Origin of the sequence: Mucilaginibacter sp., from assembly GCF_035492695.1 — a bacterium.
GTDB lineage: Bacteria > Bacteroidota > Bacteroidia > Sphingobacteriales > Sphingobacteriaceae > Mucilaginibacter.
The window spans coordinates 504,491-524,796 of record NZ_DATJJC010000033.1 but is presented as its reverse complement, the minus strand read 5'-3'; the positions used below and the strand labels follow the sequence as shown (position 1 = coordinate 524,796).

At 44.3% G+C, this 20,306-nt stretch carries 8 protein-coding genes; all 8 read left to right on the top strand.

Features of this window, described 5'->3' with window-relative positions; genetic code table 11:
- The first annotated feature begins 145 nt into the window (after window positions 1-145).
- The 8 genes from VL525_RS22565 to VL525_RS22530 all read left to right on the top strand — a co-directional run bounded on the left by VL525_RS22565 (window position 146) and on the right by VL525_RS22530 (window position 20,189).
- Window positions 146-2,587: an FtsX-like permease family protein gene (locus VL525_RS22565; protein WP_325389992.1), complete on the top strand. Its 2,442-nt coding sequence runs from the start codon at window positions 146-148 to the stop codon at window positions 2,585-2,587.
- A 42-nt stretch (window positions 2,588-2,629) separates the two neighbouring features.
- Window positions 2,630-5,098, top strand: a complete 2,469-nt coding sequence (locus tag VL525_RS22560; RefSeq protein WP_325389990.1) for an ABC transporter permease — start codon at window positions 2,630-2,632, stop codon at window positions 5,096-5,098.
- Window positions 5,099-5,156: 58 nt separating this feature from the next.
- A complete protein-coding gene (locus VL525_RS22555) occupies window positions 5,157-7,514 on the top strand; it encodes an ABC transporter permease (protein WP_325389988.1) in 2,358 nt (785 codons plus the stop codon).
- A 67-nt stretch (window positions 7,515-7,581) separates the two neighbouring features.
- Window positions 7,582-9,999: an outer membrane beta-barrel protein gene (locus VL525_RS22550; protein WP_325389986.1), complete on the top strand. Its 2,418-nt coding sequence runs from the start codon at window positions 7,582-7,584 to the stop codon at window positions 9,997-9,999.
- A gap of 56 nt (window positions 10,000-10,055) precedes the next feature.
- Complete coding sequence (locus VL525_RS22545; protein WP_325389984.1) at window positions 10,056-12,455, top strand: ABC transporter permease; 2,400 nt, start codon at window positions 10,056-10,058, stop codon at window positions 12,453-12,455.
- Between the two features lie 48 nt (window positions 12,456-12,503).
- Window positions 12,504-15,002, top strand: a complete 2,499-nt coding sequence (locus VL525_RS22540; protein ID WP_325389982.1) for an ABC transporter permease — start codon at window positions 12,504-12,506, stop codon at window positions 15,000-15,002.
- Between the two features lie 139 nt (window positions 15,003-15,141).
- Complete coding sequence (locus VL525_RS22535) at window positions 15,142-17,541, top strand: ABC transporter permease (RefSeq protein ID WP_325389980.1); 2,400 nt, start codon at window positions 15,142-15,144, stop codon at window positions 17,539-17,541.
- Window positions 17,542-17,762: 221 nt separating this feature from the next.
- A complete protein-coding gene (locus VL525_RS22530) occupies window positions 17,763-20,189 on the top strand; it encodes an ABC transporter permease (protein WP_325389978.1) in 2,427 nt (808 codons plus the stop codon).
- Window positions 20,190-20,306 lie beyond the last annotated feature (117 nt).

Below are 20,306 nucleotides of genomic sequence, written 5' to 3'. Positions count from 1 at the left end.
GTCACTAACACTGTATCATATCCGTACACCCTATGTCCGCTTGCGTACATAAGGTGTGCGGTTTTTTATTTTAAATGGTTTATTATCAGTTTGTTAATTGATTGGTACAAGTTTTTGTATCGTTTTACGATTAACCGTACGGACCATGTTCAAAAACTACTTAAAAACTGCGCTCCGCAGTTTCAGGCGACATAAGCTATTCACATTCATTAATATTATAGGATTGGCCATTGGAATCAGCGCGGCATTGGTCATATTCCTGATCGTTGATTATGACTTTACTTTCAACAAGAATTTCAGAGAAGGAGACAGGATATACCGGGTAGTAACCGACTACGCTTTCCAGGGCGAACCATTTTATAACAGCGGGGTTTGCGGACCGTTACCCGAGGCGGCAAAGAATGAGGTAACCGGGCTGGATGCAGTTGCCCCGCTTTACAACCTAAATTATAAAGTCACTATACAGGCTAAAACGCCTGCCAAGTTTAAAAACCAGGATGTAGTTTATGCCGATAAAACATATTTTGCTCTGTTTCCGCGGCAATGGTTGGCCGGTTCGGTAAAAAACGCTCTGAATGCGCCTTTCCAGGTGGTGTTATCTTCAAAACAAGCTCAGAAATATTTCCCGTCCCTTGCCTACGATCAGATAATAGGCAGACAGGTTGTTTACGAAGACACCATCAGAACTACGGTAACGGGCATAGTAGCGGAACCCGAAGGGAATACCGACCTGGCTTTTCACGATTTCATTTCATATGGAACGATGAACAGCATAAGCGACCTGAAAAAACAGCTGACCAGCTGGGGCGGAACTACGTCAAGTTCGCAGGTGTTTGTTAAACTTGGGGTTAAAACCAGCGCTTCAAACATAGTTAAACAACTCAATGCCATTTTGTTAAAGAACAGGCCCGAGCTAAACAAGCCGGGTGGATACAAACCCACCTTTGTTATGCAGCCATTAAGCGACCTGCATTTTAACGCCCATTATGGCGCTTTTGATAAACCTGTTGCTAATAAAACAACACTTTACCTGCTCATCGCTGTTGCTTCATTTCTTCTTTTGCTGGGTTGTATCAATTTCATCAACCTTACTACCGCGCAAGCGTCGGAAAGGGCTAAAGAGATCGGTATACGTAAAACTATGGGCAGCAACCGCGGGCAAATAATTACGCAATATCTTAGTGAAACGTTTTTGGTAACCCTGTTAGCTGTCACCATTTCGATAATACTGGCGCCGTTCATATTAAAACTGTTTGCCGATTTCATTTCACCGGACATTAAATTCAACCTCCTTAAGCATCCGGTACTTATCGGTTTTATGATCGTGCTTACCATTGTAGTAAGCTTTGTTTCGGGCTTTTACCCGGCCCTGGTATTGTCCAAATTCCGGCCGGTACAAGTATTGAAGAACCAGGCTTACACGGGTACCAATAAAACCCGTAATGCCTGGCTGCGCAAATCGCTCACGGTAACCCAGTTTATCATTGCACAGTTTTTTATTATGGCCACTGTACTGGTAAGCAAGCAGATACATTATGCGTTGCATAAAGACATGGGATTCAGAAAAGATGCCATTGTTAACATTTTTATGCCTTATAATCTAAAAAACAAAGGTTTGAAGGACGTTTACACCGAGAAAATAAAGCAACTACCACAGGTTGACCTGGTAAGCCGGGGGGGCGATATACCATCGACAAATGGCTGGAGTTCGAATGATGTAACCTACCGGGACGGGAAAAAAGAGATACGATCTGAATTGTATAATAAGGCCGGGGATGAGAATTATATCAAAGTTTATCATATCAAATTGCTGGCAGGAAGGAACGTACAACTAAGCGATACTGCCACCGCCATGCTTGTAAACGAGAACTATGCGCACCTTATCGGTTTCAGAAACGCACCTGATGCGGTTGGTAAATTCGTGGAGTTCGGCAATACAGACAAACGCCAGATAGTAGGGATATTTGCAGATTTTCACCAGGCATCATTGCATGCCCCTATAAAACCAATGGCAATTTTTCCGCAGAATTATAATAGTGATGGCTTGCATATAGCCCTGAAGCCCGAAACGGCCGGCGGCAATGAATGGAAAGCGGCTACATCAGCAATGGAAACCCAGTGGAAACAGCTTTTTCCGGATGACGACTTTCAGTACAGCTTTTTTGATGAATCGATAGCTAAAATGTACACTAAAGAGCAGCAGATATCTAAACTGCTGACCTGGGCAATGGGACTGTCGATCTTTATCAGTTGCCTGGGCCTTTTAGGGCTGGCTATGTTCACAACCGGCGCGCGCACAAAGGAGATTGGTGTACGGAAGGTACTTGGTGCCACTGTGTCGCAAATAGTTACTTTGCTGTCGACAGAATTGGTTTTGCTGGTGTTGCTTGCCTTTGTAATTGTAACGCCCCTGGCGTGGTACGCAATGGGTAAATGGATACAGAATTTTGCAGACCATACCGCTGTAAGCTGGTGGGTGTTTGCTTTAAGCGGTGGAGGAATGCTATTAACAGCGCTGTTGACATTGAGTTTTCAGACCATAAAAGCAGCTGTAGCTAACCCGGTAAAGAGTTTACGTTCGGAATAATACTGCACAAGCAACTATCAATTGAACCAATAAAGTACAGATATGATCAGAAACTATTTCAAAATTGCCTTTCGCAGTTTCAAAAAGCACAAGCTTTTTACGTTCATTAACGTCATCGGCTTGTCGATAGGTATAAGTGCGGCTGTGGTTATCTTTCTCATTGTCAACTATGATTTTTCCTTCGATAAATTCCATAAAGATAGCGACAGGATATATCGCGTTGTGACGGATTTCTCGTTTGCAGGTAATTCAGGCTATAATTGCGGTGTTACCGGTCCTATGCCCGAGGCAGTGCGAAACGAAGTGACAGGAGTAGAGTCTTCCGCACCATTTTTTACTTTGTATGATTTTTCGGCGAGTATTCCGGATGGGTCTAAGTCTCCAAAAAAATTCAATCACGAACAAAGTTCGGTGCTTGCGGACGGGCGTTACTTCAACATGTTTCAATATAAATGGCTTGTTGGGTCGGCATCTACTGCGCTGAACGGGCCCTACCAGGTAGTATTAACATCAGAACAAGCCAAAAACTATTTTCCTTCGCTTTCCTACCAGCAAATGCTGGGAAAAGAGATCATTTTTGAGGATACGCTGCGCACAACGGTAACGGGGGTAGTAGAAACATTAAAGCAAAATTCCGATCTCACTTTTAAGGATTTCATTTCGTACAGCACAATTAAAAGCTCCCACTCACTGCAGGACCAGGTACAGCCAACGGAGTGGGGCAGCACCACTTCGGCTTCGCAGTTTATTGTTAAACTGTCGTCGGGTAGCGTAGCCGCAAATATTGAGAAACAGATAAACGCGTTATACAAAAAGCACAACCCACCCAAGCCCGAAGACAAAGGCAGCACTACCGAATACCGCCTGCAGCCACTAAGCGACCTGCATTTCAACTCAAAATACGGCAGTTTTGATTCGGGGAGCGTGGCAAATAAATCGACTTTGTACGGTCTTCTTTTTATAGCTGCATTTCTGCTGATATTAGGTTGTATCAACTTTATCAACCTTACCACGGCACAAGCCTCGCAGCGCGCCAAAGAAATAGGCATACGTAAAACCATGGGTAGCAGCAGGGGGCAGTTGATCGGGCAATTCCTGAGCGAAACTTTCCTGGTTACTTTATTTGCCGTTATTATATCCATCGTTTTGGCTCCGTTTATTCTTAAACTATTTTCAGATTTTATCTCGAAGAATATCCGGTTTGATCCGCTCGGCCACCCGGTATTGATGGTGTTTATTTTAGGATTAACCGTCCTTGTAAGCTTTATAGCCGGTTTTTACCCGTCGATGGTATTGTCCAATTTCCAACCCGTGCAGGTTTTAAAAAATCAGGCTTTCAGCGGCAGCAGCAAAACCCGAAGCACCATGTTGCGCAAATCGTTAACGGTTACGCAATTCATTATCGCCCAGTTTTTTATCATCGCGACCATATTGGTAAGCAAGCAAATTTACTATGCGCTTCATAAAGATCTGGGTTTTAAGAAAGACGCTATCCTTTACGTAACCACACCTTATAAAAACAATACAGCGAGCAAAAAGCAGGTTTTTTTAGCTGAACTGAAAGCACTTCCGCAGATCGAACTGATCAGTATCGGAAATGCTCCTCCGTCATCAGGTGGCACCAATTCAACGACGGTAACCTACAAAGACGGGAAGAAGGAAATTAAAACCGATCTTGAAATAAAATTTGGCGACGAAAACTATATCAAATTATACAAAATAAAGATGCTTGCCGGCCGCGACCTAACCGCAAGCGACACATCCGGCCAGATGGTTATCAATAATACTTTTGTTAAAGCACTTGGTTTTAAGACACCTCAACAGGCAATAGGCAAACTAATTGACCGCAGCGACAAACCCCGTGAAGTGATTGGCGTGGTAGCCGACTTTTATCAAAAATCGTTACGGGCACCCATACGCCCCCTCGCCATCGTGTACCATCCTGTTAAGTACAACAACAATACGTTTCATATTGCCCTAAAGCCGCAAACTGCAGGTGGCAATGAATGGAAGGCCGCCATAGCAGGGATGGAGAAGACCTGGAAGCAATTGTATCCTGACAACGATTTTCAATACCAGTTTTATGACGAAAGTATCGCCAGATTTTACGAAAGCGAACGGCATACTTCAAAACTGCTTAGCTGGGCAACGGGGCTTGCCATACTTATAAGCTGCCTTGGCCTGCTGGGACTGGCAATGTACACTACCGGCTTACGTACCAAGGAAATTGGCGTTAGAAAGGTACTTGGTGCAACAGTAACCCAGATAGTAACCTTGTTGTCGAAAGAGCTGATACTGCTTGTTTTACTGGCATTTGTAATTGTAACACCTTTATCCTGGTGGGCTTTGCAAAAATTGTTCCTGCAAAACTTTGCAGATAAAACATCACTAAGCTGGTGGGTATTTGCCTTAAGTGGTACCGGGATGCTTGCGGTAGCTTTAATAACCCTAAGCTTTCAAACCATTAAAGCGGCTATAGCTAACCCGGTAAAGAGTTTGCGAAGCGAGTAAGGAGTTTGCAGTTGATAGTTGGCAGTTTGCAATACCAATAAACTAATAAACCAATACCATGATACGGAACTACATTAAAACAGCCTGGCGCAACCTGGTAAAAAACAAGTTTTACTCGGTCATTAATATTGCAGGATTGACATTGGGGCTGGCCATTGGCATACTGATTTTATTATGGGTGCAGGATGAGCTAAGCTTTGACAGTTTCCACAAAAACGCGGCTAATATATACAGGCTGGAGATATCTGGCGGAACGGGTAAAAGCAAACAAATATTTACCGCCGGAGTAGCGCCGATAGGTCCGCTTTCAAAACAGCAACTGCCCGAAGTTACGGAGCAGGTGCGACTGACAGGGAACGGTTTTTATTCGTTATATAAATACGGGGATAAGGTATTTGGCGACGAATATGCCATGTTTGCAGACCCTTCATTTTTTTCCGTGTTCGATTTTCCGTTGATAAAGGGTAATAATGCAAGGCCTTTTGTTGATGACAACTCGGTGGTAATAACTGAAACAACCGCCGAAAAATTCTTCGGTAATACTGATCCGATAGGAAAAGTAATAGTGGCCGACGACAAGCAGAACCTAACTGTTAGCGGTGTAATTGCCGACTTCCCGAAAAACTCAAGTATGCGCTATGATATGCTGATGCCTATGAGCTTTAACCTGAAGGCCATGCTGAAACAGGGTATGGATATGGGCAATAATTTTGGGTACCTGGATTATGATACTTACCTGGTGTTAAAGCCGGGCACATCATTAAAAACGCTTGCAACCCAAATCAGGCAGATACATTTGAACCATAAACCTGATGATACTGACGCGGAATACCTGCTTTTGCCTTTGGCTAAAATGCATTTATATAATGCCGACATGACGGACAAGGGCATAAGTACCATCCGAATGTTTATCGGGATAGCCTTACTGATCCTGGTTATAGCGTGTATTAACTATGTCAACCTTTCGACGGCGCGATCGATGCTGCGATCAAAGGAGATCAGTATGCGGAAAATAGTTGGCGCGGGCAAGGCGCAGCTTTTTTTACAATTTATTATTGAAACAGCTTTACTGTTTTCATTGGCCGCCGTGCTGGCACTGGGACTTATTTATGTGCTGATGCCTCTGTTTAACCAGGTGGCAGGCAAACAACTGGTGCTAAACCTGGCCGACTACCATATCTGGATGGTGATTGCTGTCGCTATAACAGCCACACTGATCGCTTCCAGTATTTATCCGGCTATCCTGTTATCATCGTTCGAGCCATTGAAAGCCCTTAAGGGTAAAATATCGGCCGGTGTTGGCGATGTCATGTTCCGGAAGATATTGGTAGTTACACAATTTGCATTCTCCATTTTGCTCATCATCGGTACGATAGTTATTACCAGCCAGTTAAACTATATCAGGTCGAAGAACCTGGGCTTTGATAAAACGGATGTTATATCGGTATGGATGCGGGATATGGACAAACATTACGATGCGGTTAAAGCCGAATTACTGAAATCGCCGGGCGTACTGGACGTAACACGTTCAAACCAAAACATAGTAAGGTTCCAGGGTTTTACCGGATCGGTTGATTGGGATGGAAAAGACCCGAAGGATAATGTCATCATGCATCCTATTGTAGTTGATAAGAACCTGATATCTTTCTTTAAAATGAAGCTCGTATCCGGGGCATCATTTACAGGCGCAGTTAATGATACAGCACATTTTATTTTAAATGAAGCCGCTATAAAACAAATGGGCATAAAGGATCCTGTGGGCAAACGGTTTACCATGCAAGGCAACAAAGGGACTATCATTGGCGTGGTAAAGGATTTTCACTATGCTTCCATGAAGGAAAAGATAGCGCCGGCTATATTTTGGTATGCCCCCAGGTATATGAATAAATTGTATATAAAAACAACCCGCCGCGATGCACCAAAGGCCCTGGCAGCAGCAGAAAAACAGTTTAAAACCTATAACGGGCAATATCCTTTCGGCTACGCATTTTTGGACGAGGTGTTTAATGGCCTTTATCAAAGCGAACAGCAGGAGGGAACCCTGTTTACTTATTTCGCTTCTATCGCCATCGCGATATCTTGTTTGGGTTTATTGGGTTTGGCAGCTTATACGGCACAGGTACGTACGCGGGAAATTGGTGTACGAAAAGTATTGGGCGCTTCAGTTACCGGCATTACAGCCATGCTGTCGTTTGATTTTATAAAGCTGGTGCTTATTGCTATAGTCATCGCGTCGCCGGTGGCCTGGTATGCTATGAATAAATGGTTACAGGATTTTGCATATCGCATCAATATGCAATGGTGGGTGTTTGCAGTAGCAGGTTTGCTGGCTATCATCATAGCGTTTGCTACCATTAGTTACCAGGCTATAAAGGCAGCGTTGATGAATCCGGTAACGAGTTTGCGCAGCGAGTAATTGGTGAATTGTGTTCAGTTAATTAGAGACTAGTTGAGGATAGTTTTAAATATTAAATAAATATTGAATGAGGAAGACCGCCACGTTGATTGTTTTATTGTTATTATCTGTTATTGCCTATGGCCAGGCGCCGGATACATCAGTATTTACGTTAACTGTGGTAAATGAGAAGTTGCAGCCTGTTGACGGCGCTACAGTGCAGTTATTAAGGGCAGAAAAATTGGTAAAAGCAGCCATAACCGATGTAAAGGGAGCAGCTGCATTCAGCAATATCAGCGGCGGTGATTATACCTTTTCGGTTACTTATACCGGGTATGCAAAGAAAAATTCCGCGGTTTATCATTTTCCCGCAGATATAAAAACCGGCACGCTTGCGCTGGAGCCTTCGGGCACCACTTTGCAGGAGGTAAGCATAACCGCGCGCAAGCCATTGATAGAGCAAAAACAGGGCAAGGTTATCGTAAATGTGGAATCATCGGTTACCAGCGTAGGTTCGACAGTGCTGGAAGTGCTTGAAAAATCTCCGGGCGTAATTGTCGACCGTAACGGTGGTATATCGCTTAAAGGAAAGAACGGCGTGCTGGTAATGATAGACGATAAGCCAACCTATCTTTCTGGTGACGACCTGAACAATTTGCTGAGCAGCATGAGCGCCGCCCAGGTACAGCAGATCGAACTGATCACCAATCCATCGGCCAAATACGATGCAAGCGGAAATGCGGGGGTTATCAATATCAAAACTAAAAAGAACAGGCAAAAGGGCTTTAACGGGTCGCTTACCACATCGGTGGGCCAGGGGGTTTATCCCAAAAATACCAATAGCCTGGTGATGAATTATCGTAACGGTAAAATTAACGCCTTTGTGAATTATAATGTAAACCTGGTTAAATACCTCACCGACCTATATGCCCTGAGGAAATACTTTACCGAACAGGGCGAATTAAGTTCGATGTTGCAGCAACCGGCTTATTTTAAAGGAAATTTCGCTAACAATACCATAAAAACGGGGCTGGACTACTTTGTTAGTCCGAAAACTACGGTGGGTATAGTGTTGGGCGCAACGGCTATTCAACGTTCGGGAAACAACAAAGGCATCGCAACCTGGCTGGATGCAGCCGGTGCTGCCGACTCCGCTATTGCGACTACTAATAAGAACAACAGCCGGTTCCGGAATGGTTCGATCAATCTGAATGCAAGGCATAATATATCGGATAAACAAGATATTGCGGCGGATTTTGACTGGCTGCATTACGGCATACGGACAACCGAAGATTTTGACAACCAATTTTTGGCAGACGGTGGTTACGATGAAAGATCGCGGGGAAATATACCGACCACTATCAATATAACTTCGGGGAAAGTGGACTATACCCTGAATACGGGCAAAAATGGCACATTTTCGGCAGGCGCAAAAACATCGCACAGCGCTACAGATAACAGCGCCTTTTATCAAAACTACGACGGCAGCCAATGGGTAGATGATAATACCAAGAACAATCATTTTATTTATAGCGAGAATATTCATGCGCTATACAGCAGTTTCGACGGGCGTTTCGGCGCAGTGAGTGTGGAGGCGGGAATACGGTACGAGCATACAGACTACCACGCACATCAGCTGGGCAATGCCATACAAGCCGACTCGGCATTTTCGCGCAATTACGGCGGGCTTTTCCCGAGCGGCAATATCAGCATACAGTCCGATTCATCACATACGTTTACGTTTACAGCCGGCAGGCGTATCGACAGGCCGCCATTCCAAAGCCTGAATCCCTTTTATTTTATCATTAATAAATACACCTATCAAACAGGAAACCCGTTCCTGCTGCCGCAATACAGCTGGAATTTGGAGCTTAGCCATCAATACAAGGACCTGCTTACCACCAGTGTTTCTTATAGCCGGATAACGAATTATTTTTCGCAGCTATTTCTTGCCGATCCGGCAAGGGGCGTCCTTTTGTACTCGCAGGGCAACGTGGGCCATACCAATAACTTTGGCATAACCGAAGCCTTATCGGTTTCGCCTTTCAAATGGTGGTCGCTCAATTTGCAGGCGGTTTACAATCACAAGCAATTGAACGGCTTTAACGGCAATAATTACAGCAGCTATATCGATCAGCTAAATCTGAGTACCACCAATCAGTTCACCATAGCAAAATATACCGCAGAACTATCCGGGTTTTATACCACGCACGCACGTAATGATATACAGGAATACCTGTATCCGACGGGGCAGCTTTCGGTTGGGGTTTCGAAACCCATATTAAATAAAAAAGCAACCATTAAACTAACTGCGCGGGATATACTATATACCAATGCAATGGAAGGGTTAACACAGTTCCCGGGAGCGACGGAGTATTTTAAGCTTAAGCGCGATTCGCGGGTAGTAACCTTGTCGTTCACCTACCGGTTTGGCAAGGCTTATAAAACGGGCAAACGCTCGGAAGGAAGTGCTGCGGATGAGGCGGACAGGGTAGGAAATGGTTGACAGGAGTTGAGATCAGGTATTAATACCAATTGACTAATGAATTAACGAAACTAATCATGATAAAAAATTTCTTTAAGACCGCATGGCGAAACCTGGTAAGGCACAGGCGAATGACAATGATCAATATTGCCGGGCTGGGCATTGGCATGGCTGCCACCGTATTAATTGTGCTTTGGGTGCAAAACGAACTGAGTTTTGACAAGCAGCAGCCCGATGCGGCCAATATTTACAGGGTTAAGGCATACCTGACCATAAACAAGACAGAAACCTGGGTTTGGGAACATGTCCAGTATATCCTGGCTGATCATGCAGTTAAAGATATTCCAGAGGTAGAGAATGCAACACGTTTAAAGCCAAATAATTATGCAGCGATAAATATGCGCTACAGGGACCAGGTCATCAGCGAAAAAAAATCAGCTTATGTAGATGACCAATGGTTTAAAATGTTTCATTACGATTTTATTGAAGGCTCGCCCGAAACATTTAACAAAAATCCTTTTAGCCTGATACTCACACAAACGACGGCAAAGAAGTATTTCGGCAATGAGGAGCCGATGGGTAAAATACTGAAGATAGATACGGTGAATTACCAGGTTGAGGGTGTTGTAAAAGATGCGCCCGCTAATTCAAGCTTTCAATATAACATGCTCATGCCAATAGCAGCTCAGCTTACCGACACCAACCAAAGAAAAAATGCCTTGGTATGGAACAATTACAATTACCTCGTTTTTCTGAAACTTAAACCAGGTGCCAAACCAGCAAATGTATCGGCTAAATTACTCCAGATATTGCGTACAAACCGGAAAGATGACAATGGCAAATCGAAGTATGGCCTTATCAATATAAGGGATATGCATTTCGAGAACGATCTGCAGTCCTCATCTTTTGCGCATGGCAACCGTACCATCGTCAATGTATTTATTGTTTTGGCAAGTTTTTTACTTATCACGGCGTGTATCAATTATGTCAACCTGACCACGGCCCGTGCGAGTATCCGCTCAAAAGAAGTCAGTATCAGGAAGATCGTCGGCGCCGGCAGGCTGCATTTATTCGGGCAATTTATGTCCGAATCGCTGCTGGTAAGCCTTATTGCATTAGTGTTTGCGCTGCTACTGGTTCAGGTAAGCCTCCCGTGGTTCAGAACGTTCACAGACCGGCAGTTCGACCAGCCGTTCTCTTCACCTGTTATCATACTGATAATTGGGGCAACTTTACTTATATCTTTCCTGTTAAATGGCCTATATCCTGCTTTTTTACTCTCTTCATTCCAACCCCTGAAAGTTTTCAGGGGGAAAAGTGTGCTTAATTTTAAAGATTCAGGCTTGAGGAAAGTGCTGGTAGTTGTGCAGTTCACTATATCCGTCATCCTTATCATCGGTACCATAGTTATCTATAGCCAATTACGTTACATGCAGAAAACAGATATCGGCTATAACCGGGCGCAGGTATTTACATTTAATTTTCCTTATTGGAAAATTAAAGGCTTTGATTTTAAGAAAAGTGATGCTTTGCTGAAAACAGTTAAGGAAGAATTAAAATCACAAAGTTCAGTCAGCGAAATATCGCTGGCAAGCAGCGGGCTGGTCGATTTTGGTAATCAAAGCTCGGGTTCCTTCGACTGGGCGGGCCGGCCAAAGGATTTTGAACCATCATTTGCGCCGTTGCGGGTCGACCCGGATTTTCAGCATATGATGCAGGTTAAGGTTATTGAAGGCAGGTGGTTTAACACCAGTAAAGCAGATGAACATAACGTATTGCTCAACGAAACAGCCGTAAAACTGCTTCATCTGCCCAAGCCTTTGATAGGCCAGCGATTTATGCACCAGGGCGATACCGGGGTTATTGTAGGCGTTGTAAAAGATTTTCATTACAAGAGCCTGCATGAAAAAATAGGCCCTATGGTGATATCAAATACAGGCGGTACCGGATTTTATGTAAAAACAGCGCCCCGCAACGCTGCCGGGGCCATCGCGGCTACCCAAAAGGTGTGGCGCCGTTTCTTTCCCGACGCTCCGTTCGAATATGATTTCCTTGATGATTCATACAATAACCTGTATAAAACCGAACAGCAATCATCGTTGCTGATAACTTTATTTGCCAGTATTGCCATCGTGGTCTCCGCATTAGGCCTATTGGGTTTAGCTGCTTTTGCCGCCGAACAAAAGGTTAAGGAAATAGGCATACGCAAAGTATTGGGCGCCAGTATGCAACATATTGTCAGCCTGTTGTCGATGGATTTTATTAAGATGGTACTTGTTGCCAGTGTGATCGCCTTCCCCATAGCCTGGTGGGCCATGAACAAGTGGCTGCAGGGGTTTGCTTATAAGATCAGCCTGTCGTGGTGGATATTTATCAGCGCTGCCGGTACAGCGCTGGTTATTGCTTTGATAACAGTAAGTTACCAGGCTATTAAGGCCGCTCTGGCAAACCCGGTAAAGAGTTTACGGTCTGAGTGAGCTATTTAAATTTAAGCAGCATTTAAACCTTTAAAAAACAGTGGCATTATGTTAAAGATCAATTTTAAGCTCGCATTCAGGAACATGTTCCGCAATAAACTGTACACCACCATCAATATCATTGGTTTGGGTGTAGCCAGCGCTTTTTGCATACTGGTTTATTTGTATGTAAAAAACGAACGGTCGTTCGACCGCTTCCATCACGACCAGGCGCAACTGTTCAGGCTGGAGGAGTCCGACCTGTTTGCATCGGTTCAGCGCGAGCAGCCTAAAAAGAGCTTTTTCTCGTTTATGATGAAGGACGCCGAGCAGAAAAATATGGTAGTAACTCCGCCTATCTTAGCGGAAGACCTGAAGCGCAATTTTCCGGAAGTTGAAAATGCCATACGGTTGGGCGGATTGGGTGATGAGATCGTACGCGCAGGTAATCAAAGTTTCAAGGAAAAGGACAATATCACTTATGCCGACGCTGATTTTTTTAAAGTATTTAATTTTCCATTGATATACGGGAATGCCTCCACGGTACTATCCGAACAAAATAAGGTGGTGATCAGCAAAAGGCTGGCGAAAAAGTATTTCGGAAATGAAAACCCGGTGGGGAAAGTGATCTCGTTCCCAAATGACAACAATATGCTCTTTACGGTGGGTGGCGTATCTGAAAATTTCCCGGCAAACTCAAGCCTCCAGTACGATATGGTGATCCCTATCCATGCAGACCCCGATTATAAGGAGAGGTTGAAAAATGGCATTAATTCATTTAGTCACCCTTTGATATTAAAACTGAAGGCAGGTACCGATGTGGCTAAGTTCAATGCAAAATTGAATGTCTTTGCAAAAACCTACTTTAAATCATTGGTTGAATCCATGCAGAAGAATAACGCAAATAAGGTTGAGGATATGCAACTGTACCTGCGGCCATTTGCTGATGCCCATTACAATCAAAGTGGTCCCTGGGGACATTATACCGACCTGAAAAACATCTACCAGCTGATATGCCTCACTTTCGTTATTTTGTTTATCGCATGTTTAAATTATATCCTGTTAACGCTTACAAGTACTATGTCGCGTTCGCAGGATGTTGGCGTGAGAAAAACTATCGGTGCAGGCAGGCTCCAGATCATACTGCAATATTATACCGAAACCCAATTACTGGCATTTATTTCAGTATTGGTTGGACTGTTGATCGCCTCGCTTTGTCTGCCGTTTTTTAGCTCTATTACCGGGTCGCAATTACAGTTGGCCTATTTCTCATTCGGGCAAATAGCGCTCCTGTTATTTGTACTGGCTGTTTCATTGGGGCTCGTGGCCGGTATTTATCCGGCATTAGCCATGTCCGGACTTAAGCCGCTTAATATTATGCGCAGCTTCTCCGCTTACAAGCTTAATCCTGTTTTATCAAAAGGCTTGGTAGTTGTACAGTTCACCATTTGTGTCATCCTCATCATTTCGTCTTTGGTAATCAATAAACAGATGCGGTTTATCAATAAGACCGACATGGGTTTCGATAAGGACCAGGTTGTTGTTTTGGGCTCGCCTTATAGCTGGTCGGATAAGGAAAAATTGAATGTAATGAAGCAGCGGATGTACAACTATGCTGCCACACAGCCTGCTATACAGGATATTACCAGCGCTTCGTTTGTTTTTGCCGGGTATAACAGTAACAATTACATTATCAACGGGCAAAAAACCATGTTACAGGAACTTAATGTTGATTTCAATTATTTTTCCTTTATGAAGATCCCCATTGTAAAGGGCAGGGCATTTTCGAGGGCGATTGCAAGCGATAGTGCAAAAATCATCCTTCCGCCCAATCCTGATCTGAAAGGCAGTACAGCCAGGCATGCAATTGTGGTTAACGAAACTTTATATAGTATGCTGGGCAAACCCGAACTTGGTGTGATCAACAACCAGATGGGTGGAATTATCATCGGTGTTTGCAAGGATTATCACGTTGACGACCTGACCAAAAAAATACAGCCTGCCTATCATACGGTCAACAAAAACATAGCAGGGCAAATATGGATCAGAATAAGTGCCGGAAAAAACATCCCCCAAACCTTACAGGACATCAAAACCTATTGGGATAAGATAACCAATAATTCGCCTTTCGAATATACTTTTATGGACCAGGAGGTGGCAAAAAGCTATAATGCCTATATGCGCTGGATGGCTACCATTACTACCTCGTGCATCCTGGCTATTATCCTGGCCTGCCTTGGATTGTTCGGACTGTCAGGTTTAACCACCATTAACCGTACAAAAGAGATCGGCATACGTAAAGTACTCGGCGCATCATTGTCCAATTTGTTCCTGTTGTTAAACAAGGGAACCATCATGCTTGCTATTGGTTCATTTATTATTGCGGTGCCTATAGCTTTTTACCTGGTACACCAATGGCTTGACAATTTTGTTTACCGCATTAAACCGGACTGGTTATTATTTTCCATCGCCGGAGTAATTGCCATGCTTACGGCCATAATTGCCGTAAGTTACCATACTATACGGGCGGCGCTGGCAAACCCGGTGAAGAGTTTGAGAAGTGAATAAGCCCACCTAAGTCTTCCCCCGAAGGGAGGACTTAAAAAGGGGTTTTAGTAAATATATTATTCAGCAACATCAAAAGTCTCCTTTACCGGGCAAGATTTAGAGGGGGGCTGAACTATTTGAAACAATGAACTATTAAGTTATGATAAAAAACTATTTAAAAATAGCCTGGCGCAACCTGGTAAGGCAGCGTCTTTTCAGCCTCATTAATATTACGGGCCTGGCAGTCGGGCTGGCTGTTTGCATGCTTATTATGCTGTATGTGGCGCACGAACATAGTTACGACCGTTTTCACAAAAATGGCGACCGTATTTATACACTCCATGCCAGCATAAAAATTGGCGGACAGGCTTTGAACATGACTTATATGAGTTTTGGTACCGGCCCTATAGTTAAACAAAACCAGCCCAAAGTGCAGGATTATATGCGCACAATGGATAATATCAAACAGGTTATAGTTTATGACCCGGCCAAACCAGACGTGAAATTTGCCGAGACTAAAATGATGTTTGCCGATGCAGGTTTTTTTGATTTCTTCTCATTTAAACTATCGTACGGCAACCCATCGACAGTTTTGACCAGGCCGTTCTCCGTTGTGCTTTCAAAAGACATGGCAAAAAAATATTTCGGCGATACCAATCCGGTAGGGAAAACACTTACGATAAAAAGCGACAGCGCTTATACTTACCAGGTAACCGGCGTAGCTGAAAACGCACCGTCAAACTCATCGATCGACTTTAATTTTATAGCCTCCAACGCCAGCTTATCATCCATGAAGGATATGAGCAGCCGCATAGGCGAGCAACAGCGGATAAGCCCCGGATCTTTTAATATTTACCTGTTATTGAAAGACAGGGCTGATACAGCGCAGGTGAAACGCGTAATGCAATCGATTGTTAAGGCAGATAAGAATGCTTTCGACGACGAGCGGTTTTCGCTGCAGCCGCTTGCAATAACGCATCTTGAAAACAATTATAATGATACGGGTAGCACAAAATATCTTAAAATATTCCCCATAGTAGCCGTACTGGTATTATTGCTGGCGCTGGTCAATTACATGAGTCTTTCGACAGCCAGGGCCACGCTGCGGGCCAAAGAGGTTGGCGTAAGGAAAGTAACGGGGGCAAGCCGCAAAAACATCGCCAGGCAGTTTTATGTCGAATCAGCGCTCTTTACGTCTTTATCTTTCCTGTTAGGCTATGTATTATGTTATGCTTTTAAGCCGCTGTTTTTAAATGCGCTGAAACTGAAAATCGACAATGCCTTTCTATACAGCCCTTTGGTATTATTGCTGATGGGCGCTCTGCTCGTATTGACCATTTTGATAGCCGGGAGCTATCCTTCGCTGGTGCTATCATCATTTAAACCTGTTATCACTTTGAAGGGTAAGATGAGCAAACAATCGGGCGGGGTAACTGTGAGAAAGATATTTACTACGGTGCAATTTGCCATATCGGTAGGCCTTATCATTTGTGGTATTGTCATCGACCGCCAGTTGTATTATCTGCGTCATGCCGAAACAGGCATCAATAAGGAAAATGTGGTTATGATACCTGTAAACAGCACCTTCGGCGGGCACTATCATGCATTTAACCAGGAGGTGAAAAATCTTGCCGGCGTAACTGCCGTAGCAACATCGCATTACGGCATGTTCCAGGGATATGATATGTATATGGTTAACGGCAAAAATCAAAAACAATCGTCAATGCTGCCGGCGTTAACCGTTGATGAAAATTTCATAAGCGTGCTGGGCCTTAAATGGAAATATCCCCCGTTGCTGAATGCACAAATAGCAGGTCGTAATAAAGTAGTAATAAACGAGGAGGCATTATCAAAACTGCAGCTGGACGCGAACCCGGTTGGAAGTTTTATAAAAGCAGGTACAGAAAATATAGAAATAATGGGTGTAGTAAAGGATTTTAACTTTAGTACGTTGCAGGAACCCATAAAACCATTGGGCTTATTCATGGCTCAGGATACAGCACGTTATTGGACAAAGTATGGCTGTAATCTTTTTGCCAGGATAGGGCCGGGCACAAATCTTCCTACGCTGATCGATGCTATAAAAAGCATTTATCAAAAGTATGACAAGGACACACCATTTAGTTATACTTTTCTGGATGATGCTTTCAACTCACAATACCAGGCCGAAGATCGCCTGGCGTCCATATTCAGCATATTTACTATAATAACCATCATACTTGCGGGTATGGGGCTATTTGGCCTGGCGGCATTTACCATTGAGCAGCGAACGAAAGAGATAGGTGTGCGTAAAGTATTGGGCGCAAGTCTGGCCTCTATATCGACCCTGTTATCCAAAGACTTTTTGAAATTGGTGCTGCTTTCTATCGCCGTCGCATCGCCGGTTGCCTGGTGGTCTATGCACAATTGGCTGCAGGGCTTTGCCTATCGCATCAATATCCAATGGTGGATGTTCGCCGGGGCAGGGATACTCGCCGTAACGGTGGCTATCATAACAGTAAGCTACCACGCCATAAAAGCGGCAGTTGCAAACCCGGTGGATAGTTTGAGGAGCGAGTAGGCCCCCTCTAAATCTCCCCCCGTAGGGGGAGACTTTTAAACGTAGCATCAAAAGCCACTCTCTAACCGAGATGGGTTTGGGGGCTCCACTGTATCGAAACCGGACAGTGCGTGTTGCATTTACGAACATATTCGTATGTTGTGGACAAATTCAAGTGACTGATTATTAATGTATTGTTGTTTTGGTATATGGTTTAATGCTTTTCTTATAAATACAATTTTATGCTGAAGAACTATTTCAAAATTGCCTGGCGAAATATCGTTCGTCATAAAGGATATGCGGCCATCAATGTTTCGGGCCTTACTGTCGGCATAGCAGCATGCCTGCTTATTTTCGTTGTTATCCAGTTCGAAACAAGTTTCGAAACCTTCAGGCCAAATTATAAGAACATTTATCATGTAGTTACTCAGCAAAAGCGCGAGGAAGGCTTTGCGTATAACCCGGGAGTACCCATCCCATCCACAGAGGCTTTGCGCCTTGATTTTCCGCAGGCTAAAGTAGCGGCCATTAATACCGCCTATGGGAGCCAGATCACGGTATTGAGTGGTGGTGCACAGGGCGGGGCCGGGGATAAGAAATTTACCGAGAATATGGGTGTGATGTTTATGGAACCCCAGTTCTTCGACATTTTTAAAGCCGACTGGCTGGCCGGCAGCCCGGCGGTATTATCACAGCCCGAAATGGCTGTGATAGATAAAAGCAGCGCGGAAAAGTATTTCGGCGATTGGAAAAATGCAGTAGGCAAACTGCTTAAAATGGATAACCTGATCAATTTAAAAGTTGCAGGCGTAATAGAAGATGCCAGGCCAAATACCGACTTGCCGCTCAAAATATTGATATCCTTCCGTACGGTAAAAAAATACCCTGATAATTACTACTTCAATAGCGATTGGCACTCGATAAGCAGCAATCACCAGGTTTTTATGAGTTTGCCGCAGAGTGAATCAGTCGCCCGGGTCAATGCCCAACTGGCGGGCTTTATCAAAAAGCATTCGGGCGATAAGGGCCAGGTAAGCTCTGTAGAGTTTTTACAACCCCTTGCTGATATGCATTTTGATACCCGTTTCGGGAACACCCTTGGCGACCACATGACCACCCGTGCGTCGCTGCGTACCATGTCTTTTATAGCGGTGCTGATCATCATTATGGCTTCTATTAATTTTATCAACCTGTCCACAGCGCAATCTGTAGGCCGGTCAAAAGAAGTTGGTATCCGCAAAGTGCTGGGCAGCAGCCGCAAGCAATTGGTTGCACAGGTAATGGGCGAAACAGCCATTATCATCTTCGGAGCAGTCGTCTTATCGGTGGTATTGGCCAAACTGGCGCTTCCTTATTTAAAGAACGTAGCTAACGTGCCCGATTCGATCAGCCTGTTAAGTACCGGAAGTATATTGTTCCTGGTAATTGTTGCGATAACCGTGATACTGCTGGCGGGAATTTATCCCGCATTGGTGGTATCGGGCTTTAAGCCGGTACTGGCGCTAAAAAATAAAATAACCGCTGCCTCCATTGGTGGCATACCATTACGAAGGGCGCTGGTAGTGGGGCAGTTTGCCATTTCGCAATTGCTGATCATTGGCACCATGATCGCCATTAAACAAATGAACTTTGTTAATGAGGCCGACCTGGGTTTTAACAAAGAGGCGGTATTAATCATACCAGGCTATACGGATAGCATTAGCCTGGGTAAAATGGAATCGTATAAACAGCAACTCCTGCAAAACCCGGTGGTACGCTCTGCAAGTTTTGTATCCGACGCGCCATCGTCTGACAATAACTGGGGCACTAATTTTTATTTTGACAATTCGACTAAAGAAAATGGGATCACTACCTTTTTAAAAGTTGGCGATGCTGATTATTTTAAAACGTTCGGTCTTCATTTTGTAGCCGGCACGGGTTATGAACAAAGCGACACCGCCCGGCAGGTGGTGGTAAATGAAACCTTTGTGGCCAAGCTGAACATTAAACCACAGGACGCTATTGGTAAAACCGTTCGCCTGGGCGGCAATAAATCGCCATGGCTACGGATAACCGGTGTGGTGAAGGATTTTAAAACCAATTCGCTGAGGGAAGCTGTAAAACCGATAGTAATATCCCCGGCTAAGAAATTTGAATCGGAAGTGGCCATCAAGATACAGACGAAGAACCTGGTTCAAACAGTAGCCGCGTTACAAAAACAATGGGAAAACACTTATCCCGAATATGCTTATAATGGCTATTTCCTGGATGCGAACATTGCCCATTTTTATACCCAGGAGAACCAAATGGCCCTTATCTATAAAGTATGCGCCTGTATAGCGATCTTCATTGCATGCCTTGGCCTGTACGGCCTGGTATCGTTTATGGTGGTACAGCGGACTAAAGAGGTTGGGGTACGCAAAGTGCTTGGGGCGTCGGTAGCCAGTATCGTTTACCTGTTCTCCAAAGAATTTATGGTGCTGATAGGCTTATCGTTTGTGATAGCCGTGCCTGTTGCCTGGTATATGATGACCGGCTGGCTGCAAAACTTTGTTTACCGGATACATATCAGCCTGGATGTATTTTTATTAGCTGTTGCAGCGTCGTTATTGCTGGCATGGCTCACGGTGGGCTACAAGGCTGTGAAAGCAGCTTTGGTAAACCCGGTGAAGAGCCTGAGAAGCGAATAGTTAAGCCTCACCCTGTCCTCTCCAAAGGAGAGGGTTTGGAACGAGAGTTTTTAAAATAATGATTTCAAGTCCATCTCCTTTGGAGAGGGATTTAGGGTGAGGCAATAGAAAATGACC

Bases quoted from the DNA above. Each gene is read 5' to 3' on its own strand.
- VL525_RS22565 (WP_325389992.1), top strand. From the start codon at position 146: ATGTTCAAAAACTACTTAAAAACTGCGCTCCGCAGTTTCAGGCGACAT.
- VL525_RS22560 (WP_325389990.1), top strand. From the start codon at position 2,630: ATGATCAGAAACTATTTCAAAATTGCCTTTCGCAGTTTCAAAAAGCAC.
- VL525_RS22555 (WP_325389988.1), top strand. From the start codon at position 5,157: ATGATACGGAACTACATTAAAACAGCCTGGCGCAACCTGGTAAAAAAC.
- VL525_RS22550 (WP_325389986.1), top strand. From the start codon at position 7,582: ATGAGGAAGACCGCCACGTTGATTGTTTTATTGTTATTATCTGTTATT.
- VL525_RS22545 (WP_325389984.1), top strand. From the start codon at position 10,056: ATGATAAAAAATTTCTTTAAGACCGCATGGCGAAACCTGGTAAGGCAC.
- VL525_RS22540 (WP_325389982.1), top strand. From the start codon at position 12,504: ATGTTAAAGATCAATTTTAAGCTCGCATTCAGGAACATGTTCCGCAAT.
- VL525_RS22535 (WP_325389980.1), top strand. From the start codon at position 15,142: ATGATAAAAAACTATTTAAAAATAGCCTGGCGCAACCTGGTAAGGCAG.
- VL525_RS22530 (WP_325389978.1), top strand. From the start codon at position 17,763: ATGCTGAAGAACTATTTCAAAATTGCCTGGCGAAATATCGTTCGTCAT.